Source organism: Bradyrhizobium sp. URHA0013 (assembly GCF_000518345.1).
Taxonomy (GTDB): Bacteria; Pseudomonadota; Alphaproteobacteria; order Rhizobiales; family Xanthobacteraceae; genus Bradyrhizobium.
This window is the reverse complement of sequence record NZ_KI912426.1, coordinates 750593-769183: the sequence shown is the minus strand read 5'-3', so window position 1 is coordinate 769183 and position 18591 is coordinate 750593. Positions and strand designations below refer to the sequence as shown.

Here is an 18591-nt window from a genome sequence, read left to right as displayed (position 1 = left end):
GGAGGTGAAACATGTCTTGCGACAGCACCACTGGCTCAATCTGCACATCCAACGCAGCCTTCGTTCCTTCTCCAAACCCTGGATGGTTCTGGAAACTCACGCTCGCGCTGCTGGACGGCATCACACGGCGCCGCCAGTACGACGAGCTTCTCGAACTGGACGACCGGCTTCTCGCGGACATCGGCTTATCGAGAACAATCGTTGGGGAAGCTCGACGGTCTTATTTCTCAGGTTGGCGTGATAAATCGGATATTGTCGATTCCTGTCGGTGAGCGCCCGACACCTGCGCGTGCGAAGGCGGCGCGTCTGCTTGTCTCTGCGGATCGGACGGCCGCCAAGCTCGCAAAGGTCTGAAGATTTTTCCACCACGATCTTTACGCCTCAGAAGTCCAGCTTGTCTCGTATGGCGTCAATTCCGGCTTTCGCGCAGGCTTCGTCCGCGTCACCGCCCGGCGCACCGGACACGCCGACCGCTCCGACCAGGGAGCCGCCGGCTTCGACGATCAGTCCTCCGGCGATGACGACCGTTCCGGGAAGGTTGCGAATGCCCGCCTGCATCATGCCCGGCTGGCTGATCGCATTCAGCTCGGTCGTGCTGGTCTTGAACGAGGCAGCTGTCCACGCCTTGCCTGCTGCGGTTGGGACAGTGTGAGGACCTGCAAAGCGGTCGCGCAACATCACTTGCGTGACGCCGAAGCGATCGACGACGGCAACTGCAACCTGGTATCCACGGGTGCGGCAGTTCGCCAACGCAGCGCGCGCAAGATCGAGCGCCAGTTCCGGACCGAGGGATTTGTAGGCGACCAGACCTTCCTCCGCCCGTACCGGGCAGATGGACGCAATCAGCAGGGCCGTCGCGACCGACAGGCATCGAACGTTCATGGCAATCTCCGGCAAAGGTGACCAAACGCCTATTTGATCCCACCATATGTCAGATCATCGAACAGGGTTACGCTATCTGCCTTGGTCCAAAGGCCGATCATGCCGGCGTCCGGAATGGTGGCGTCTTCCACCTCGAACAATTGCTTTCCGTCATAGCTCACCTTGAACCGACTTCCTGCGAAGTCGCAGCGCAGCAGGTGCCATTGTCCGGACGGCACCGGCGCGCTGACGCCATAGCCGCCTCTGCGACCCACGATCTCAAGTGATGTTCGGACGCCATTGGCCGTCTTGTACAGCACGACATTGTCCTCCAGCGCGTTAGCCCGGACCACGTAGTAATTGTCGGCATCCTTCGCACGCCAGATAACTCCCGCCGCGCGATCCTCGGAGCCGGCGACGGCTTTGAATTTCACCTCGACGAAGCCGTCACGGATGGACGTATCGCGCTTGATGGCGAGGGGAAACGTCGCCCGTCCGGATTGCTTGAGGACGTTCGGCTTGCTTGGCGCTGTCGACTCGGCTTCGACGGTCCATTTCGGCTGTCCCTTGCCGGTCATCGTCAAAGTCCATCCGTCGGGCGAGGTTCCGGCAGCAGCGTTGTCGAAATTCAAGGTCTCGGCCATGGCGTTCCCTCCCACTAACAAAGCCAGCATGGATGCCAGCGCAAGCTTGCCCATGAGCTTGTCCACGTACTTGTCCACGTACTTGTCCATGCGTCAGCCCTTCGTGCTCGCCGTCTTGTCGAGCGCCGCACGGAGACCCTCTGCAAGTTTGACGGCATCGTCGTTGGCCCAGAAGTGCATGAAGAAGAGCCGCGGCTGTTCGTCCAGCATGTGACTGTGCAGCGCGGTCACCTCGATGCCGTGCGTCCGCAGCGCCACGATGACCGGGTTTACCTCGTCGCTGGTCAGCACGAAGTCGCCGGTGATGGCCGCCCTACCCGCGCCCGTCGGCTGGAAATTGATGGCGATCGCGACGCCCATCGCGCCGACGGGCGTCAACAACATGCCGTCTTCCGTGATGGGATCGCGCCGCTTCACGTTGAACTGGTAGACGCCGCCGTTCGCCTGCCCCTTGACGCCAATGATCTGATCGAGCTTCGCGGTGTCGAGGTCGATGGCGGGCGGCGGGTTCGCCGGCGCCGTGACCGTCAGCGGAGTCTTGCTTTCGGCCAGCGCATCATGGATCGCCGAGGCCAGTTTGACGGGATCGCCGTGTCCGGCGACATGCATGTAGAACGTTGTCGGGCTCGCACGCAGCAGATGATTGTGCACGGCGGTGATCTCGAGCCCGCTCGCGATCATTTTCGCCATCACGGGATTGATCTCGGTCTCGAGCAGCACGAGATCGCCCATGACCATGGCGCCGCCATGCGCAGGCTTGAACGCGATCCAGCCGCCCAGCGCCAGCGCCGGCTTGATCGCAACCCCATCCAACGTCACGGAGAGATCGCTGCGGGGAAAGCCGTAACGGCGGACGTCGTCCGAGACGGCGGGCTTGCGACCCAGGGTCTCGTCCACCTTCTGCCAGTCGGCATCCTGAGCATATGCCGGGATGAAGGGGCCGAAGCGAAATGCAAGAAGACAGACACCAATGCCGACCACGGCCCAAATGATTCTTTTCATCGCGCTACTCCTCACCTTCAGTTTCGCTCTTTGACCTGGCCGCTGCTGTCGACGACCAGCGTCACCGCCTTGCCGTTCTTCACCGCCTTGGCGGTGATGCCTTCGGCCGTCGACTTGATATCGCTGACTTGCGTGTAACCGGCCGCCTGGATCCTGGCGACGAGCTCCTCCTGCGTCAGAGCGTGCGCGCTCGACAGCCCGCCCGCGATCGCAAGCAACAGGATCGTGCGGAAGATTGGTCGTGTTCGCATGATCATTCTCCTGGCTTGTCCTGCCTCAAGTTTTCTTGCCCCAGGTGAAGTCCGTTTCGCGATCTTCCCCTACGCGACACCCACAAGGCGCAAGAGGCCGCGGGCATTAATGTGCACAGCGACGCGACCGGCGCGGACGCCGTGCCGAAAAGTCGAGCCGGTCTGACGGATGAAATCGGGGATGTATGATGACATGCTGCGCCCTTGGTGATCAGGACGCGATGCTTGGGCATGTCGCCTCACGGGGAGATCGCACATCCCCGAGCCCCAAGTAAAAACCCGAGGGCGGCAGCTGTCAACGGGCCCAGGCTTTGGGCGGCGCACCGACGCCGCCGGCGAACGTCACAAAGAGTTCACCGCTCCGCGGAACCCCGCCGGCCACGTCTTGAAACTGGCGGACGGCCCCGCTACTGTCCTTTGCGTGGGGACAAAGCAGACTCCCCGTGAGGCCTCGGTCCAAGCTCTGCGCAGCACGCCATTTGTGGAGCTTGCGCATGGACACCGAACGACACCCTTCTCACCAACATACCGTCGCCATCCTCTCACGCGGAGACGCTGCCGCGCGGCGGGATGCGACGGCGCAAAACAGCCGCTTCGCGCAGCTTTTCGAAGCGCTCGCCGCCGTCGGCATTGAAGCCCAGCCGGCGATCTATGATGAAGGCTTCGCCGAGGGCGTCCGTGAACAATTGCTCGGGGTGGACGGCGTGCTGGTCTGGGTTAACCCCATTCAGGACGGTCGAAGTCGCATTGGTCTCGACGCATTGCTGCGGGACGTCGCGGCGCAGGGTGTGTGGGTAAGTGCCCATCCCGATGTCATCCTCAAGATGGGCACCAAGGAGGTTCTGTATCGTACCCGCGCGATGGGCTGGGGAAGCGACACGGCGCTATATGAAACCGCAGCGGCGATGCGCGCCGAGTTGCCGATACGGCTCGCCGCTGGTCCGCGCGTGATCAAGCGGAACCGGGGCAATGGCGGCCAAGGCGTCTGGAAGGTCGAGAGTCTGCCGACCTCCTCCATGATAAAGGTGCTGGACGCGACCAGGGACGCGCCCGAGGAACTGACGCTGGATGATTTTCTCCGTCGTTGCGCCGAGTACTTCGAGAACGGTAGCGTGATCGACCAACCATTCCAGCCTCGCCTAGGCGAGGGCGTCGTACGTTGCTACATGGCCGGCGATCGCTGTGCCGGCTTCGGCCATCACAAGGTCAAAGCCCTGGTTGATTCGCCAGCCGCACGCGCCGAGGCCGGACCACGGCTCTATTCGTCCAACGCAGACCCGCGCTTCCAGCGGCTGCGTCGCTTGATGGAAGACGAGTGGACGCCGCAGCTGACGTCGTTGCTCGATATTCCGCGGCTCGACCTGCCTGCGATTTGGGACGCCGACTTCATGCTTGGCCCGGTCCTTACCGACGGGACCGACAGCTATGTACTCGGTGAGATCAATGTCAGCTCGGTGCATCCTTATCCGGACGAGGCGCCGGCGGAGATCGCGAGGCGAGTTGCCGATCGGCTCCGGCGCAAGCTTTGAGACATGCTGACGGTCCGCGCGCTCAAGCGCTTGCACATCTCCGTTTCATTCGACTTGCAGGACGGCGAATGCGTCGCCCTGCAAGGGCCCTCGGGCGTAGGGAAGACCCAACTCCTTCGCGCGATCGCGGATCTCGATCCCAACGAAGGAATGGTCAAACTGGACGGAACGCTCAGGGAGGCGATGCCCGCCCCCGCCTGGCGCAAGCGAGTGACCTACCTCGCTGCCGAGCCGGGCTGGTGGACAGACATCGTGCAAGATCACTTCGGCGGCTGGGATGATGCCTTGCCACTGGTCACGAGACTGGGATTGCCCTGCAGTTGCGGTCCCTGGCCGGTCCAGAGACTTTCGACCGGCGAGCGACAACGGCTGGGGCTGGTGCGGGCGCTGATGCTGCGATCGCGGGTTCTTCTCCTGGACGAGCCGACTTCGGCCCTCGATTCGGCATCGACGGCGGCCGTGGAATCCTTGATCGCCGAACGCATTTCGAATGGAACGAGTGTCGTCTGGAGCACTCACGACAACGCCCAGGCCCGCCGCGTCGGGTCGAGGGTCCTTGTGATGAATGCCGAGGGCGGAATTGAGGACAATCGGCCGTGAGTTACATTCACCTGGCATACGGCGATTTGGTTCTGCCCGCGCTCCTTGTCGTCATGGACGGCGCTCTCTCGCTCGCTCTCCGCCTCAAGCTTGAAAAGCAGCTGGCCATCGCCACCGTGCGGATGGTGGTTCAGCTGGTGCTCGTCGGATACGTATTGACGTTCCTGTTTGCCGCGGTCTCGCCGCTCTGGACCGCCCTCGCCGCCGTCATCATGGTTCTGTTCGCATCACGGGAAATCGTCGCTCGGCAAAAGCGACGCCTGCCGGGTATCTGGAGCTATGGCTTAGGAGCGGGATGCATGCTGCTCGCGGCCGGTACCGTCACGATGTTCGCGCTTCTGACGGAGCTACGCCCGGATCCCTGGTATCATCCGCGCTATGCGCTGCCATTGTTGGGCATGATCCTGGGCAACACCATGACCGGGATAAGCCTGGGGCTGGACGTGCTGACGAATAGCCTGGTGCGCGAACGGGCCGCCGTCGAAGCTTGCCTTGCTCTTGGCGGTACCCGGTATCAGGCGTTGCTGCCGGTGCTGCGAGACGCATTGAGAAGCGGCTTCACGCCAATCATGAACAGCATGGCTGCGATCGGCCTTGTCTCTTTGCCGGGGATGATGACCGGTCAAATCCTTGCAGGCGTCGAACCGATCGACGCCGTCAAGTATCAACTCCTGATCATGTTCTTGATCGCCGGCGGCACGGGATTGGGAACGCTCGCCGCGGTGACGGGAGGCGCTCGCCTTCTCACCGATCATCGGCATCGATTGCGCCTCGATCGATTTTCCACCGCCGAGTAGAATTGCGCGACCTCACATCGACTGCGCCCGAACAGACTGGCCCTTCCGCGCCCACAGCAGCGCCAGCGGCCCCAGTGCAATCCCGACCGCGAGGACGCTGAACGCCAAGAGCCAGCCGGTCGCGCTCTGCGGGCCGCCGGCTGCGTCGAGGGCGGCGCCGGTCCCCCAGGCGCCGACCGCCGACAGGCCGAAGCCGACCGTCGAATGCAGGGCCAGGGTCGCGCCGCGATGTTCGGACACAGCCGCCGCGGACATGCCGGCGGTCAACGCGCCCGAATCCGCCGGCACGGTCAAGCCATAGACGAGCAGCAGCAGCGCAAGCACCCACGCCGGGGCTGTCGCATTGAGGCCGATGACCAGCGCCACGAAGGCCGACGCGATCATCACGACCGTGATCGCGCGATGGCGGCCGAACTTCAGCGCGGCCTCGTTGCCGAGGATGCTCGCCGGCATCGAGATCACCGCAAAGCAGAAGCTCAGCACGACGGGACTCAACCACGACGGCGCGCCTTGGTGGGCGACGACGAAGGCCCAGAACCCGACCAGCCAGGTGCGGATACCGTAGAGCTCGAAGCAATGGGCGCCGTAGCCGAAGATGTATCCGAGCGCCTCACGGTTGGCGAAGACGGGCGCGAAGTTCAAGAGCCGTCCCGCCTTCGGCGCGGGCCGCTGCGCCTGCATCAGAAGGCACGCGACGACCATTGCGATCGGACCGAAGCCGGTGACAAGGAAAGCGGTCCGCCATCCCCAGCGGTCGGCGATCACTTGCGCGACCAGGAACGAGAGGCCGACGCCGACCGAGAAGCTCGACGTGTACAGCGTGACGGCGCGCGAGGTGTCGCCGGGGGGAAGCCGGTCCGTCAGCGCCTTCAGGCCCGGCATGTAGGCGCCGGCAAATCCGAGCCCTGCCAGGGACCAGATCGCGGTCGCGGACCAGAACCCTTGCGCGAAGATTCCGAACGCTGCGGTCGCCAGTCCGCTGACGATCGAACCCCAGAGCAAAACGAGGCGCGCGTCAATCCGGTCGGTCAACGTCGTCAGCACGGGCACCGCGAGCATGTAGCCGAACGCGTAACCGCTCGCCATCAAGCCGCCTTCGGCCGCCGACAGGCCCCACGCCGGCATCAGATGCTGCGCCAGATTCGCGGACAACGTCACATGCGGCAGCAGATTGCCGACCTGGCCGATGCACATCACCGCGATCAGAGACCGGCCGCTCAAATTACGAATGCTGTCCTCCCGCCCCCCGGCCGACACGGCGCACCAACCACAATGGGCAACTCTCCGGCTTCACCTGCAAGACCCAAATTCATGAACAACCGCAGCCGGAAGCGCCGGCCTTCTTCGCCGCTTCGTCGTCGGCGCAACAGGCCGTCGGTTCCTGCTTCGCCGGCCCGCAACATCCTGATCCAGCTCCTGCAGCTTCCACGCCGCCGCGCGTGCAGACGCCGGTCTCCGGCAGCACGAGCTCCACCCTTGCGGCGGCTTTCTTGTCGCCGGCGAGATCGGCCGCAATCGAGCGCACCTGCTCATACCCCGTCATCATGAGAAAGGTCGGCGCGCGGCCATACGACTTCATGCCCGCCATGTAGAAGCCCGGCTCGTCGTGCGAGAGCTCGCGCGCGCCGTGCGGACGCACCGTGCCGCAGCTGTGCTCGTTGGGATCGATGAGCGGCGCCAGGGCGACCGGCGCTTCGATGGCGGGATCGAGCCGCAGGCGCAATTCGGACAGAAACGAAAAGTCGGGACGAAAGCCGGTCGAGACGATCAGCTCGTCCACGATCACGCTCCGTCCACCGCAGCCCGAGCCGGCCGCGATCTCGAGGCCGCGCTCGGATTCCGACAGATGCGTGACGCCGAATTCGGTTTCGACCCTGATCTTTCCGGAGGCAACAAGCGCAGCGAACGCGCTGCCGAGCTCTCCGCGCGCAGCGAGCTTGTCATTCCGGCCGCCGCCAAAAGCCTTGGCGGGATCGGCGCCGCGCAACAGCCAGATCGCTTGCGTCCCCGGCACCTCGCCTGCGAGCTGCACCAGATCGATCAGCGTGCCCACCGCGGAGTGGCCGGCGCCGAGCACGGCGACGGTCTTCCCGGCATATCTGGCGCGGCCGACACCACGGACATCGGGCATGCCATAGGCGATGTGGCCGGCGCATTCACGCTCGCCGATCGCGGGCAGACCATTACCTCCGGCGGGATTGGGCGAGAACCATGTGCCGGATGTATCGATCACGGCATCCGCGCGCAGCACTTCAGGACCTTTGCCGTTCTGGTAGCGGATTTCGAACGGCGCCTGCTCACGTCCCGTCGTCTTCGCCTTGTCGAAGCCGACGCGGCTGATGGCCGTGACACGGCTGGATGTCCGGATCACCTCGCGCAACGTCGTTCGCGTCGCAAGCGGCGTCAAATATCGGTCGATCAGCTCGCCGCCGGTCGGATAGGAGCCCGGGTCCGGCGAATTCCATCCCGTCGGCGCGAGCATGCGCGCGGCGGCCTTGTCGATATTGTAGTCCCACGGCGAGAAGAGCTGGACGTGCTGCCACTGGCGAACCGCGTGCCCCGCTTCGGGTCCTGCCTCCAGCATGACGGGGGACATGCCACGCTCCAGGACGTGTGCAGCTGCTGCGAGGCCGACAGGCCCTGCCCCGATGATGGCGACCGTCTTTGCGTCTCTCATGCCATTATTCCTATCATTCTAGAATCATCGAATAATTTGACCTGAAAAATGATCACGCCGCCGTTTGCGTCGTCTTGCATCCGACTTCGTCTGCGCAGCACTCCGCCGCCAGGAAATCGACCAGGCCCCGCATGGCCTCGAAATTCGCGTGACATACGAGGCTTGTCGATTCCCGGACCTGGCTGACGAGCCCGACCGAGACCAGGGTCTTGATGTGATGCGACAGCGTCGACGCCGGAATCTTCAGCTTGTCCTGCAGGCGGCCGACGGCCATGCCCTTGTGTCCTGCCCGCACCAGGGCACGATAGATCTGAAGCCTGGTCCGGTTTCCCAGAGCCTCCAGGCGTGCTGCTGCGTCGTCGATCTTCATGGCCGCCAGGATGCGCCTGCGGATGCCAAATTGTCAAACCATATTTCTAGAATCTTCGAAATATCGGCTCGGCCGCCCAACGGGCAAGAATTCCGGATTGACGCGCTCCAATTAGTTCCATAAGTCTGGATATATGGAAACCGAAGAAGCCGTTCTCGCCCTCGCCGCCCTGGCCCAATCGACCCGTCTGGAGGCCTTCCGCGCACTGGTCAGGCACGAGCCTGACGGTCTCGCTGCGGGCGATCTCGCACGGCTGTTGGAGGTCCCTCAAAACACGCTCTCGGCGCATCTGTCGATCTTGACGCGCGCGCGGCTGGTGACCTCCGAGCGGCGCAGCCGCTCGATCGTCTACCGCGCCAACCTCACCGAATTCCGCGACGTCGCGGTCTTCCTGCTGCGCGATTGCTGCGGCGGACGGCCGGAAGTCTGCGAACCTGTCGTCGAAACCCTGCAAGCGTGCTGCAAGCCGAGACGAAAAGAGCGAAGCCGTGCCTGATCAATTCGATCTTCCGCGGCGTCTCGCGGCCGAGGCGCTCGGCACGGGCATTCTGGTTGCCACGGTGGTCGGCTCCGGCATCATGGCGGAAACGTTGACCAGGGATGTCGCGCTCGCGTTGCTCTGCAACACCCTGCCGACCGGTGCCATTCTGGTCGTCCTGATTACCGTGCTCGGACCGATCTCCGGCGGACACTTCAATCCGGCAGTGACCCTCGTCTTCACCGGCAAGCGGGAGCTGCCGGTGAACGACGCCGCATTTTACGTCGTCGCGCAGATCGCCGGCGGCATCGCGGGAACGATGGCAGCGCATCTGATGTTCGGACTGCCGCTACTCGATTTCTCTGAGAAGATGCGAACCGGAGGACCGCAATGGTTCGCCGAAGCCGTCGCCGCTTTCGGTCTGGTCGCAACGATCCTGGCCGGCATCCGGTTTCAGCGCACTGCGGTTCCCTGGCTGGTCGGTCTCTACATCACGGCGGCCTATTGGTTCACAGCCTCGACCTCGTTCGCCAATCCGGCCGTGGCCATTGCGAGGTCGCTGACCAACACGTTCACGGGCATACGTCCCGCCGACCTGCCCGGATTCATTCTCGCGGAGCTCTGCGGAGCGTTCGCCGGCGCGCTGCTGATGAATTGGCTGCTCGCAGACGCCCGCGCGGCCGGCCCCATCCCAATCGCGGAGACCACCCGATGAGCGTCACGATCTATCACAACCCCGCCTGCGGCACCTCGCGCAACACGCTGGCGATGATCCGGCAGAGCGGCGTCGAGCCGGACGTGATCGAATATCTGAAGACGCCGCCATCCCGCGAAAAGCTGGTCGACCTCGTCAAGGCCCTCGGCATCTCCGTTCGCGCGCTGCTGCGGGAGAAAGGCACGCCCTACAAGGAGCTCGGCCTCGACGACCCGAAATGGTCCGACGACGAGCTGATCGACCAGATGCTCGCGCACCCCATCCTGATCAACCGTCCGATCGTGGTGACGCCCAAGGGCACACGCCTGTGCCGTCCCTCGGAAGCGGTGATCGATCTCCTGGACCGTCCCGTCGGCCGCTTCGTGAAGGAGGATGGCGAGGTGGTCGAAGCGCGATAGGCTTACGAGATCCCTGTCCTATTGGGATCAGATCTTCGGGATCTTCGCCCGCTCCACCACGCCGGTCCATTTGCTGATCTCGGTCTCGATCAGGGCCTTCATCTCCTCGGGCGAACTGCCGCGAACCTCGCCGCCGACGGCGGTCTCCAGACGCTGCTTGAGATCGGGATCCCTGAGTGCGTCGAGCGTCGCCGCATTGAGTGCGGCCATGATGGCGGGCGGCGTTCCCTTCGGGGCCAGCAGGCCGGCCCAGGCGCGCACGTCGTATCCCTTGATACCGGCTTCCTGAACCGTCGGCACATCGGGCAGCAATGCGGTGCGCGTCGGCGAGGTCACCGCCAGGCCGCGGATCGCACCGGCCTGGATCTGCGGGGCGAGCAGGACCGGCGTGCCGACGATCACCGGAACCTCTCCGCCGAGCAGCGCGGTGACGGATTGGGAGTCGCCGCGATAGGGCACGTGCACAATCTCGACGCTGGCGGCTGCGTTCAACAGCTCTCCTGCAAGATGGTGCGTGCTGCCGAAACCGACCGATCCGAAGGAGAGCGCACCCGGCTTCTGCTTTGCCATGGCGACAAGCTCGCCCAGCGATTTTGCCGGATAATCGCTACGCACAGCGATGACGAGCGCGTAATAGACCAGCGTCGAGATCATCTCGAAACTCTCGGCCGGCTGGTAGGCGAGGCTCTTGTAGGTCGCGGCGGAAATCGCGTGAGCGCCGGTGACGAGCCCGATCGTGTAGCCATCGGGCGCCGCTTTCGCGATGGCATCCGCGGCGATGTTGCCGCCGGCGCCGGGCTTGGCCTCGACGATGATCGGCTGGCCGAGCTTCTTCGAGAGCCCGTCGGCGATGATGCGCGACAACGTGTCGGCCGCGCCGCCGGCGGCAAATCCATGCAGCAGCCGGATCGGGCGCGATGGATAATTGTCCGCCGACGCCGAAGTGGCTGCTAAAAAGCCGCCAAACAGAAAAATCGCCGCAGCAAGCCGCTTCATCCTTCGCATGGATGCGTCCTCCCTTTGACTGTTCTATCTTTGGCCGCGACGAGGCGGCGTTCTTCAAGTCGAGTTTGAATCCGCTAGCGGGCGAACTCCGTGCATTCAGGCGATGGCGGCATGCCCCAGACGTCGCGCGGCAGACCGACCCAGACTTTTGGCCGCTGCGGTCGATCGCGATGCCAGGGACGCGGCTCGAAGTAGCCGAGCTCTTCGTCGGTCATGCGGTCGAGATCGAAGAACAGCTCGACCACATGCCCGTCGGGATTGCGATGATAGATCGCGGTGTTGTGCCCGGGGCCATGACGAACCGGCCCCCAGAGAACCGGCAGCTTGTGCCGCGCGAGATGATCGCAGGCCTCGTGCATGTGGGCGGCACCACGCAGCTCGAACGCGACATGATGCAGGCCACGGACGGGCGCGCGGGCGAAGTTCAACGTGTGATGCTCGAAGCCGCTGCGCATGAACACGAAGCGATCCTCGATCCAGTCTGAAACCCGCAGGCCCATCATGTTCGCGTAGAACTCCGAGGCCGCGCGCGGATCGGGCGTGCGAAGAGCGACATGGCCGAGCTTGGTGACGGCAAGCGCACCGATCCGCTCCTGCGCAGGCGTCGGCGTCCAGCCCTGGATCAACTCGAAGCGCGTGCCTTCGGGGTCGCTGAACGACAGCGATTTGGAAACGCCAGGCAGGGGATCGCTATGCAGCTCGGGCCGCAGATCGGCCTGCTTCAGCGCGGCGCCCAGCGCCTCGATCTGGACATCAGGAGATATCTCGAAGGCGATGCTCGTCAGCGCCGCGTCGCCGGGTTCGATCACCAGCGAAAGCTGCTCGGAATCGTTGGCAAGGAAGATGCGGTTGCCGTCGCGGCCGACGAGGCCAAGACCGATCACGGCGCGGTAATAGTCGAGCAACCGCTCGGGATCGGGCGAGGCAAAGCTCGCGTGCCGGAGCCGGGTGAAGCGTGCAATGGGTGCTTGTGTCGTCATCGTGCAATCCACCCCCTCATGGCGTCATGATGATCTTGCCGAGCGCCGAGCCTTGCTCGAGCAGCGTGTGGGCCTGCCTGACCTCGTCGAGCTTCAGGACCGCCGAGATCGCCGGCTTGATCGCATTGCGGCTCAGCGCGTCGATCACGTTGCGCATGAGCGCGCGACGCCCGTCGCGATCGTGGTCGTAGATGTGGAAGGAGAAGCAGCGTATCGCCGGGCACATGTCGAGATGGTCGCGCATCGCCGCCATCAGGTTTTCTTCCAGCAATCCTGCGAAGGCGTTGTACGACAGCAGCGTCCCCCATTTGCCGAGCGCGCCGAGATAGCCGGTGAACTCGGGCCCACAGACGTGATCGAGCACGAGGCCGACGCCCTCGCCATTGGTCAGCTCGCGGGTCCGCGCCACCACGTCTTCGCGGCGGTAGTAGATGACGTGATCGGCGCCGTTGCCGCGCGCGAATGCGGCCTTCTCCTCGTTGGAAACCGTGCCGATGACATTCATCTGCGCGAGCTTGGCGAGCTGCACCAGCGCGGTGCCGACACCACCCGCCGCCCCGATCACCAGCACGCTGGCCGGTGCGCGCGGATGGCGGCACTCGTTCAGCAGCGCGTAGGCCACTTGGTAGTTCGACAGGCACACGGCCGCTTGCATATCGACATCGTCGGGCAGCAGATGAATGGCGTCCGCCGGCGCGACCACATAGTCGGCGTAGCAGCCGCCGCGCTGCGACAGGTCGCGCGCGCTCAGCAGCACCTTCTGGCCGATCGCAACCCCTTCTACGCCGGACCCGAGCGCGGCAATGCGGCCGGCGACGTCGTTGCCGGGATTGGCCGGCAGCGGCGGCATCCATTTGTAGACGCCACGCCGGATCAGCACATCGGGCTGTCCCACCCCGAACGCTTCGGCCCGGATTTGCACATGGCCGGGTCCGGGCACAGGCACCGGACGCTCCACCAGTTCGAGTGCATCCGGCCCACCCGGCTGACGCACCAGCACCGCCCTCATGATTTCATCTCCCGCCCATATTTTCGAAAATAATATCGTTTACGAAAATTATTGCAAGATGCTCGTTACCGCGGCATGTTGAGCCATCGATTCAATGACAGAAACCATGTCCGAAAGCGCCATTCGCCCCCGCAAGGAATTCGGCAAGACCGTTGCCGCCGACATCACCCATCGGCTGCGCGAGGAGATCATTGCCTGCGGCCTGGCGCCGGGCGAGCCGCTGCGATTCGACGTCCTGCGCGAACGATTCGGCGTAAGTTTCACGACGCTGCGCGAGGCGCTGACGGCGCTTACCGCCGAAGGCCTGGTCGACGCGCAGGAGCAGCGCGGATTTCGGGTGGCGCCGGTCAGCCGCCAGGACCTGGTGGAAGTCACCGATGCCCGGGTGCTGATCGAGGTGGAATTGATCCGCCGGGCGATCGAGCGGGGCGACGACGATTGGGAAATCGCCGTCATCTCGACGCTGCATAGATTGAAGCGAATCGAGCAGCGCGATCCCGAACATCCGCTGCGCGATCCCGAATGGAAGATCGCCCACCGCCAATTCCACCAGGCACTGGTGTCCGCCTGCGGCTCCGCTACCCTTCTTGCCATTCGCGCCGACCTGTTCGATCGCGCCGAGCGCTATCGGCATCTGTCGGCCAATTTCCGGCCGCGGCCGCGCGACAAGGCCGGCGAGCACCAGGCGATCATGCAGGCCGCCATCTCGCGCAATCCGGATCTCGCGGTTCAGCTGATCGAGACGCATATCCGCACGACGGCCGACAACGTCGCGACCTACGCCGCGCATCTGCTCGATATCGAATAGGCGGCAACGGCTTTTTACCGCCGTGGGCTTGCGCCCCGCCGGATTTTCGAAAATAATATACAAGATCGAAAATGCCAACCTTTGGGGCGTAACCATGAAGCTGCTGTCGTTCTTGGACGGAAATCGGGAAAGCTGGGGCGCCGTTGTCGAAAATGGCGTCGTGGATCTCGGCCGCGCCCTGCCCCAGTACCCTGTTCTCGCGGACTTCCTCGGCAGCGACGACTATGCGCGGCGCGAGGCCATCGTCGCCGGACACAAGCCCACGATGGCGCTGAGCGACGTCAAATATCTGCCGGTGATCCCGCGTCCGGAGAAGATCGTCTGCGCCGTGCGCAATTATCTCGACCACCACAATGAAGCCGTGGCGTTCGGGATGAAGCGCGAGATCACGGAGTTTCCGCCGATCTTCCTCCGGGTCTGGCGCTCCCAGGTCGCGCACAACGCGCCGGTGATCCGGCCGAAGGTCTCGGACAATTTCGACTGGGAGGGCGAGCTGGCTGTCGTCATCGGCAAGGGCGGCCGTCACATCAGCCAGGCCAACGCCTGGGATCACGTGGCGGGCTACTCGATCTACAACGACGTCAGCGTGCGCGACTGGCAGCGTCACGCCCAGCAGATCGCCTCCGGCAAGAACTTCGTCGGCACCGGCCCGTTCGGACCATGGCTGGTGACGCCGGATGAGATCGGCGATCCCACCAAATTGAAGCTCGAGACGCGCGTCAACGGCGCGGTGGTACAATCCTCCGACACCTCGATGCTGATCTTCTCGATCCCGCGGCTGATCGAGTACAGCTCGACCATCTTCGACCTCGTCCCCGGCGACGTCATCGCCACCGGCACGCCGGCTGGCGTCGGCTTCACCCGCAAGCCGCCTGTTTTCCTCAAGCCCGGCGATGTGGTCGAGGTCGAGATCGAGAACATCGGCGTGCTGCGCAATCCCGTCGTCGACGAAGCATAGCGCCTGCGCATGTCGTCTCAAGACGTGTCCCATGACATCCGCAAGACCGCCCTTAGCGTCGAGACCATCTGGCACGAGCGCGGTCCCCGGCTGGAGAAGCCTCTGCTGGTCGGAACGGCCATTGCGGTGATCCGCAATCCCTTCGCGGGCCGCTTCGAACCTGATCTGATGCCGTTTCAGGCATCCTTGCGCGAGCTCGGGAGCGAGCTTGCAACGCGGCTGATCGCGCAGCTCGGCGGTGCCGCGCAGATCGAAGCCTATGGCAAGGGCATCATCGTCGGCGAGGACGGCGAGCTCGAGCACGGCGCGGTCTGGCACGAGGCCGGCGGCCAGGGCATGCGCGAGGTGCTCGGTCAGCCTAAGGCGATCGTTCCGGCGGCGAAGACCATCGGCGGTCCGGGCACGCGGCTCATGGTTCCGCTCGGGCACATCCACGCCGCCTATGTCCGCAGCCATTTCGGCACCGCGGAGATGACGCTGTGGGATTCACCACGGCGCGACGAGATCGCATTCGGGCTCGTGATGGCGACCGGCGGCCGGCCTCACGCGCGCATCGGAGGCCTCGCGGCATCCGCGATCTCCGCGCACGACGGACAGCGCTGACGGCCCGAGCAGCGCACTCAATGTGCGTCGCACCTGCAGCGCTCATAATCGGCGGGATCGTGGCTGTTGACGACGCTCACGCGATCGCCGTGGTTCAGATCATCTCGAAGACCATGTTGCGCGCTGACGAGCATTTCGTCGCGATGTGAGCGAGCGTTATGTCGCAGCGCCGCCGCCGTCGCATCCGCTGGCGCTGAAGGAGAAGCTTCGCACCGCCGATCTCGCCCGCGTCCCCTTGATCGACCGCTGCCATTGCGAGCAAAGCGGCAATCGGAAGACTGGGCCATGGCGCTGGTCGCTGCCGGGGTCGGCATCGCCATTGTCCCGGAAGGCGTGGCGCGCGGCAATCCGGACGTCGCAGTGTCAAAAGCAGCGCGCCAAGTCTCCACGGGGCCGAGCGGCCGTGGCGAACGCGAAGAGATCGCCTCGTCCGCGCTAGCGCATCCATATTGCAGCGCAAAGTAGCGCTCGTAAATCCATCAAATCATGTGGTATGTATATTACGCCGGTTGTTTGCCTAAAAACTAATCAAAGAAGAATGAAAGAGGCGTCATGATCGGTTTGGAGGGGGTTTCCGCCCAAGCGTTATCCGACACCATCGGCGCCATCTACGACTGCGCCCTCAATCCGCAGCTTTGGGCGGCCACCTGCCGGAAGATCGCCGATCTCTGCGAGAGCACGGCGGGCGGCATCTGCGTTCACGACATGAAGCACGTCCAGAACGACCAGCTGTTCGTGTTCGGCTACGAGCAGACGTTTCTGGAAAAGCTCGGCGAGAACTACGCGAAGACCCCGATGGCGGCCGCGGATATCGTCGCCGACATCGGTCATGTCAGCGCGCTCTCGATGAACGATCTCGATGAGCTGCTCGAAAGCCGGTTCTACCGGGACATTCTCCAGCCTCACGGATTGCAGGACATCATCTGGTTTCCAGCTCTGCGGACCGGCGGGCGCATGGCCTCCATGCATGCCTCTCGGACGGCGAAGACGCATCGCTATCAGCAGCTGGACATCAACCTGTTCAAGATGCTGTCCCCTCATGTCTGCCGCGCCCTCACCATCTCCGACGCACTCGACCTCAGGACGCTGCGGTCGGAGATGCTGGAGCGGACATTCGACATGCTTGCCGTCGGTGTCTTCCTGACGGCGCGCGACGGCCGGGTCGTCTACATGAACGAGACTGCCGAGCGGCAGATCAAGACCGGCAACGCCGTTCGTGTTCTCGGCAACCGGATCTTTCCGACCGATGCCGCCGCCCGCGACGCGCTGTCCAAGGCCATCGACGAAGCGTCCCGCGACGATGCGGATTTGAGCGGACACTCGCTCGCGATCCCCGATATCGACGGCGCCGGCTACATCGCCACCCTGCTTCCTGTCGATCGCGGTCAGCGCAGCGGAATCCTCGCCCCGTTTGCCGCATCGGTAGCCGTCTTCATGAAGGACCCCGCCGAGGTGCCGATGATGCCGGGCGAGGCTTTTGCGAGGCTCTACAAGCTCACGGGCGGCGAGCTTCGCGTGCTGATGACGCTCGCGCAAGGTCTCGGCGCGAAAGAGGCGGCCGACATGCTCGGCATCGGCGAGTCAACGGTGCGCTCTCACCTGCAGCGCATCTTTGCCAAGACGAACACGACGAGGCAAACGGATCTGCTTCGCCTGCTGCAAAGCGCGACGCCGCCGCTTCTGCCCGCACAAGGCGCTGTCGGCTAATTCGTCATCTGACATACGCCTAAATCGTCGTCATTTGCCTGCGCCGCCGGCTTGCGCCGCGCTACGCATGCCGGGCGAAATCTCCAGACACGAAAAAATTCGTCGACGACGGTTGCGTTTCATTGGTTCCGATGATGCGGCGATGCGGGATGACTGATTTTCTCATCGTCACGACATCAGGAGATCAACGATGCGGACGGCAACTGGCGGGCGCTGCCTCGATACGGACGACCATCGGCCCGAACCAAAGCGATGGCGTCTCGCGTCTTACGTCTTTCTGATCGCGCTGATGTTGCTGGCCATGTTCGAGCAGAAGCAAGCCAGCGACGTCTCAATTCTTGCCACCGGCCCACTGCCGGCAATCAACATTCCTTGAGTGAGGCCGCGTTGGCGCACCCTTTGCTTCGATTTGGCTTTTATTTGCATTGGACATCTCATGACTCAAACCGCGAGCGATCAAGCGCTTTTGCTCATGCTGATTTCAGCCTGCCTGGGCGCGTGTTTCGTTTGGGCGTTCTGGGAAATCGAGGAAGCCCGCCGGCGCCGGCAACGGTACGACGAGTTCACGCGCGAAGCGCAACGGCCGGTCAGGCCCGGCCATTAGCCCACGGTCTGGATCATCATGCGAGCCCTCGCAACCGCCACCATTGCGAGCGCTTTTGCTCGCGCATTCCCCGCGTCTTCGTTGCGGGCACATGTTCTCAAGCAGCTCACTTTGTGCTGCGGAGCCGTCCTCTTCGTATGGCTGCTGTCGCTGACTCACGGGTTGGATCTCAGCGCCGGGTTCTTCTGACCGATCGGGTTCGACCATGAGCATCATGTCAGTTTGGTCCGGAGCGGCCTCTCAGGCTCCCAACCGCCACGTCGAACCGGAATCGCGAGGCATCTTCGCCTTCATCATGTCGGCGCTGCACGCCTCGCGACGGCATCAGGCAGGTCGCGTCCTGCGCCATTACGAGCACTTGCTCACCAACGAACTCAAACATGATGCCGGAGAACGAGAATGATCGTTGCGAACAGGACAGCTGAGGCAGGATTGACGGTGCGGTCTCCGCAGCGCAGTGAAATGCGTTGGCTCCTGGCGGTCGCAGCCGCATTCCTCGTCGTTCACATCGTCGCCGTGATGATCTGGGGACGCGCGTCGGCGAGCGAGGCCGCGGCTCCAGTGCAGCCGACCATATCGCCCTTGTGCGACTAAC

At 63.9% G+C, this 18591-nt stretch carries 25 protein-coding genes and 1 pseudogene; 16 read left to right on the top strand and 10 right to left on the bottom strand.

Going from position 1 to position 18591, the window contains the following annotated elements; translation table 11 throughout:
• Positions 1-11 precede the first annotated feature (11 nt).
• Positions 12-272 (top strand): DUF1127 domain-containing protein, encoded by a 261-nt coding sequence (locus N551_RS37390; RefSeq protein ID WP_081747940.1) that lies wholly within the window; start codon positions 12-14, stop codon positions 270-272.
• A gap of 109 nt (positions 273-381) precedes the next feature.
• On the opposite strand, the gene N551_RS0124205 is transcribed toward N551_RS37390, so the two are convergent.
• Genes N551_RS0124205 through N551_RS0124190 form a run of 4 tightly spaced genes read right to left on the bottom strand, consistent with a single transcriptional unit; the run spans position 382 to position 2758 of the window.
• Positions 382-882 (bottom strand): heme-binding protein, encoded by a 501-nt coding sequence (locus tag N551_RS0124205; RefSeq protein WP_027569093.1) that lies wholly within the window; start codon positions 880-882, stop codon positions 382-384.
• A gap of 29 nt (positions 883-911) precedes the next feature.
• The gene (locus N551_RS0124200) at positions 912-1595 is read right to left on the bottom strand and encodes a family 16 glycoside hydrolase (RefSeq protein ID WP_245287842.1); all 684 of its coding nucleotides are present in this window, start codon (positions 1593-1595) and stop codon (positions 912-914) included.
• 3 nt (positions 1596-1598) lie between these two features.
• A complete protein-coding gene (locus N551_RS0124195; RefSeq protein WP_027569091.1) occupies positions 1599-2507 on the bottom strand; it encodes a DUF1259 domain-containing protein in 909 nt (302 codons plus the stop codon).
• 17 nt (positions 2508-2524) lie between these two features.
• Positions 2525-2758, bottom strand: coding sequence for a hypothetical protein (locus N551_RS0124190; RefSeq protein ID WP_027569090.1), 234 nt, complete (start codon positions 2756-2758; stop codon positions 2525-2527).
• A gap of 494 nt (positions 2759-3252) precedes the next feature.
• On the opposite strand from N551_RS0124190, the gene N551_RS0124185 reads away from it, so the two are divergent.
• From N551_RS0124185 to fetB, 3 genes are read left to right on the top strand one after another with little or no spacing between them, the layout of a single operon-like run.
• Positions 3253-4287: a Cj0069 family protein gene (locus tag N551_RS0124185; RefSeq protein ID WP_027569089.1), complete on the top strand. Its 1035-nt coding sequence runs from the start codon at positions 3253-3255 to the stop codon at positions 4285-4287.
• Positions 4288-4290: 3 nt separating this feature from the next.
• Positions 4291-4887, top strand: a complete 597-nt coding sequence (locus N551_RS0124180) for an ATP-binding cassette domain-containing protein (protein WP_027569088.1) — start codon at positions 4291-4293, stop codon at positions 4885-4887.
• Positions 4884-5684, top strand: coding sequence for an iron export ABC transporter permease subunit FetB (fetB, locus tag N551_RS0124175; RefSeq protein WP_027569087.1), 801 nt, complete (start codon positions 4884-4886; stop codon positions 5682-5684). Before N551_RS0124180 ends, fetB begins: the two co-directional genes overlap by 4 nt.
• A 12-nt stretch (positions 5685-5696) precedes the next feature.
• On the opposite strand, the gene N551_RS0124170 is transcribed toward fetB, so the two are convergent.
• From N551_RS0124170 to N551_RS0124160, 3 genes are all read right to left on the bottom strand, one after another.
• Complete coding sequence (locus N551_RS0124170; RefSeq protein WP_035961962.1) at positions 5697-6878, bottom strand: MFS transporter; 1182 nt, start codon at positions 6876-6878, stop codon at positions 5697-5699.
• A 115-nt stretch (positions 6879-6993) separates the two neighbouring features.
• Positions 6994-8361, bottom strand: coding sequence for an NAD(P)-binding domain-containing protein (locus N551_RS0124165; RefSeq protein WP_027569085.1), 1368 nt, complete (start codon positions 8359-8361; stop codon positions 6994-6996).
• 52 nt (positions 8362-8413) lie between these two features.
• Positions 8414-8731 (bottom strand): helix-turn-helix transcriptional regulator, encoded by a 318-nt coding sequence (locus N551_RS0124160; RefSeq protein WP_027569084.1) that lies wholly within the window; start codon positions 8729-8731, stop codon positions 8414-8416.
• A 133-nt stretch (positions 8732-8864) separates the two neighbouring features.
• Here N551_RS0124160 and N551_RS0124155 point away from each other — a divergent pair, with 133 nt between their 5' ends.
• The 3 genes from N551_RS0124155 to arsC are packed head-to-tail and all read left to right on the top strand — an operon-like array spanning position 8865 to position 10322.
• Positions 8865-9227 carry a helix-turn-helix transcriptional regulator gene (locus N551_RS0124155; RefSeq protein ID WP_027569083.1) on the top strand — a complete coding sequence of 121 codons (363 nt, stop codon included), beginning with the start codon at positions 8865-8867 and terminating at the stop codon, positions 9225-9227.
• A complete protein-coding gene (locus N551_RS0124150; RefSeq protein WP_027569082.1) occupies positions 9220-9924 on the top strand; it encodes an MIP/aquaporin family protein in 705 nt (234 codons plus the stop codon). Before N551_RS0124155 ends, N551_RS0124150 begins: the two co-directional genes overlap by 8 nt.
• Positions 9921-10322, top strand: a complete 402-nt coding sequence (arsC, locus tag N551_RS0124145; protein ID WP_027569081.1) for an arsenate reductase (glutaredoxin) — start codon at positions 9921-9923, stop codon at positions 10320-10322. The genes N551_RS0124150 and arsC overlap by 4 nt, the downstream gene beginning before the upstream one ends.
• 27 nt (positions 10323-10349) lie before the next feature.
• On the opposite strand, the gene N551_RS0124140 is transcribed toward arsC, so the two are convergent.
• The 3 genes from N551_RS0124140 to N551_RS0124130 all read right to left on the bottom strand — a co-directional run bounded on the left by N551_RS0124140 (position 10350) and on the right by N551_RS0124130 (position 13316).
• Entirely contained in the window at positions 10350-11327 is a 978-nt protein-coding gene (locus N551_RS0124140) for a tripartite tricarboxylate transporter substrate binding protein (protein ID WP_027569080.1), read from the bottom strand.
• Between the two features lie 74 nt (positions 11328-11401).
• The gene (locus tag N551_RS0124135) at positions 11402-12307 is read right to left on the bottom strand and encodes a VOC family protein (RefSeq protein WP_027569079.1); all 906 of its coding nucleotides are present in this window, start codon (positions 12305-12307) and stop codon (positions 11402-11404) included.
• Between the two features lie 16 nt (positions 12308-12323).
• On the bottom strand, positions 12324-13316 hold the full coding sequence (locus N551_RS0124130) for a zinc-dependent alcohol dehydrogenase family protein (RefSeq protein ID WP_027569078.1): 993 nt from the start codon (positions 13314-13316) through the stop codon (positions 12324-12326).
• A 106-nt stretch (positions 13317-13422) separates the two neighbouring features.
• Here N551_RS0124130 and N551_RS0124125 point away from each other — a divergent pair, with 106 nt between their 5' ends.
• From N551_RS0124125 to N551_RS39590, 9 genes and pseudogenes are all read left to right on the top strand, one after another.
• Entirely contained in the window at positions 13423-14124 is a 702-nt protein-coding gene (locus N551_RS0124125) for a GntR family transcriptional regulator (RefSeq protein ID WP_027569077.1), read from the top strand.
• 94 nt (positions 14125-14218) lie between these two features.
• Entirely contained in the window at positions 14219-15082 is an 864-nt protein-coding gene (locus N551_RS0124120) for a fumarylacetoacetate hydrolase family protein (RefSeq protein WP_027569076.1), read from the top strand.
• A 9-nt stretch (positions 15083-15091) separates the two neighbouring features.
• Complete coding sequence (locus N551_RS0124115) at positions 15092-15685, top strand: amino acid synthesis family protein (RefSeq protein ID WP_027569075.1); 594 nt, start codon at positions 15092-15094, stop codon at positions 15683-15685.
• Positions 15686-15771: 86 nt separating this feature from the next.
• Positions 15772-16048: pseudogene (locus N551_RS37385) on the top strand (LysR family transcriptional regulator); the annotation flags it as partial.
• A gap of 189 nt (positions 16049-16237) precedes the next feature.
• On the top strand, positions 16238-17392 hold the full coding sequence (locus N551_RS0124100; RefSeq protein WP_027569073.1) for a helix-turn-helix transcriptional regulator: 1155 nt from the start codon (positions 16238-16240) through the stop codon (positions 17390-17392).
• 190 nt (positions 17393-17582) lie between these two features.
• Positions 17583-17768, top strand: a complete 186-nt coding sequence (locus N551_RS0124095; protein WP_027569072.1) for a hypothetical protein — start codon at positions 17583-17585, stop codon at positions 17766-17768.
• Positions 17769-17828: 60 nt separating this feature from the next.
• Positions 17829-17996: a hypothetical protein gene (locus tag N551_RS38980; protein WP_197031185.1), complete on the top strand. Its 168-nt coding sequence runs from the start codon at positions 17829-17831 to the stop codon at positions 17994-17996.
• 205 nt (positions 17997-18201) lie between these two features.
• Positions 18202-18399, top strand: a complete 198-nt coding sequence (locus tag N551_RS36205; protein ID WP_035961901.1) for a hypothetical protein — start codon at positions 18202-18204, stop codon at positions 18397-18399.
• 59 nt (positions 18400-18458) lie between these two features.
• Positions 18459-18590: a hypothetical protein gene (locus N551_RS39590; RefSeq protein WP_256379048.1), complete on the top strand. Its 132-nt coding sequence runs from the start codon at positions 18459-18461 to the stop codon at positions 18588-18590.
• Position 18591 lies beyond the last annotated feature (1 nt).

Excerpts from the sequence above, each read along its gene's own strand:
- N551_RS36205 (WP_035961901.1), top strand. The coding sequence starts at position 18,202 with ATGAGCATCATGTCAGTTTGGTCCGGAGCGGCCTCTCAGGCTCCCAAC.
- N551_RS0124120 (WP_027569076.1), top strand. The coding sequence starts at position 14,219 with ATGAAGCTGCTGTCGTTCTTGGACGGAAATCGGGAAAGCTGGGGCGCC.
- N551_RS0124195 (WP_027569091.1), bottom strand. The coding sequence starts at position 2,507 with ATGAAAAGAATCATTTGGGCCGTGGTCGGCATTGGTGTCTGTCTTCTT.
- N551_RS0124100 (WP_027569073.1), top strand. The coding sequence starts at position 16,238 with ATGATCGGTTTGGAGGGGGTTTCCGCCCAAGCGTTATCCGACACCATC.
- N551_RS0124135 (WP_027569079.1), bottom strand. The coding sequence starts at position 12,307 with ATGACGACACAAGCACCCATTGCACGCTTCACCCGGCTCCGGCACGCG.
- N551_RS38980 (WP_197031185.1), top strand. The coding sequence starts at position 17,829 with ATGACTCAAACCGCGAGCGATCAAGCGCTTTTGCTCATGCTGATTTCA.
- N551_RS0124205 (WP_027569093.1), bottom strand. The coding sequence starts at position 882 with ATGAACGTTCGATGCCTGTCGGTCGCGACGGCCCTGCTGATTGCGTCC.
- N551_RS37390 (WP_081747940.1), top strand. The coding sequence starts at position 12 with ATGTCTTGCGACAGCACCACTGGCTCAATCTGCACATCCAACGCAGCC.
- N551_RS0124185 (WP_027569089.1), top strand. The coding sequence starts at position 3,253 with ATGGACACCGAACGACACCCTTCTCACCAACATACCGTCGCCATCCTC.
- N551_RS0124160 (WP_027569084.1), bottom strand. The coding sequence starts at position 8,731 with ATGAAGATCGACGACGCAGCAGCACGCCTGGAGGCTCTGGGAAACCGG.
- N551_RS0124125 (WP_027569077.1), top strand. The coding sequence starts at position 13,423 with ATGTCCGAAAGCGCCATTCGCCCCCGCAAGGAATTCGGCAAGACCGTT.
- N551_RS0124165 (WP_027569085.1), bottom strand. The coding sequence starts at position 8,361 with ATGAGAGACGCAAAGACGGTCGCCATCATCGGGGCAGGGCCTGTCGGC.
- N551_RS0124140 (WP_027569080.1), bottom strand. The coding sequence starts at position 11,327 with ATGCGAAGGATGAAGCGGCTTGCTGCGGCGATTTTTCTGTTTGGCGGC.
- arsC (WP_027569081.1), top strand. The coding sequence starts at position 9,921 with ATGAGCGTCACGATCTATCACAACCCCGCCTGCGGCACCTCGCGCAAC.
- N551_RS0124200 (WP_245287842.1), bottom strand. The coding sequence starts at position 1,595 with ATGGACAAGTACGTGGACAAGTACGTGGACAAGCTCATGGGCAAGCTT.
- N551_RS0124155 (WP_027569083.1), top strand. The coding sequence starts at position 8,865 with ATGGAAACCGAAGAAGCCGTTCTCGCCCTCGCCGCCCTGGCCCAATCG.
- N551_RS0124095 (WP_027569072.1), top strand. The coding sequence starts at position 17,583 with ATGCGGACGGCAACTGGCGGGCGCTGCCTCGATACGGACGACCATCGG.
- N551_RS0124180 (WP_027569088.1), top strand. The coding sequence starts at position 4,291 with ATGCTGACGGTCCGCGCGCTCAAGCGCTTGCACATCTCCGTTTCATTC.
- N551_RS39590 (WP_256379048.1), top strand. The coding sequence starts at position 18,459 with ATGCGTTGGCTCCTGGCGGTCGCAGCCGCATTCCTCGTCGTTCACATC.
- N551_RS0124115 (WP_027569075.1), top strand. The coding sequence starts at position 15,092 with ATGTCGTCTCAAGACGTGTCCCATGACATCCGCAAGACCGCCCTTAGC.
- N551_RS0124130 (WP_027569078.1), bottom strand. The coding sequence starts at position 13,316 with ATGAGGGCGGTGCTGGTGCGTCAGCCGGGTGGGCCGGATGCACTCGAA.
- N551_RS0124190 (WP_027569090.1), bottom strand. The coding sequence starts at position 2,758 with ATGCGAACACGACCAATCTTCCGCACGATCCTGTTGCTTGCGATCGCG.
- N551_RS0124170 (WP_035961962.1), bottom strand. The coding sequence starts at position 6,878 with ATGTGCATCGGCCAGGTCGGCAATCTGCTGCCGCATGTGACGTTGTCC.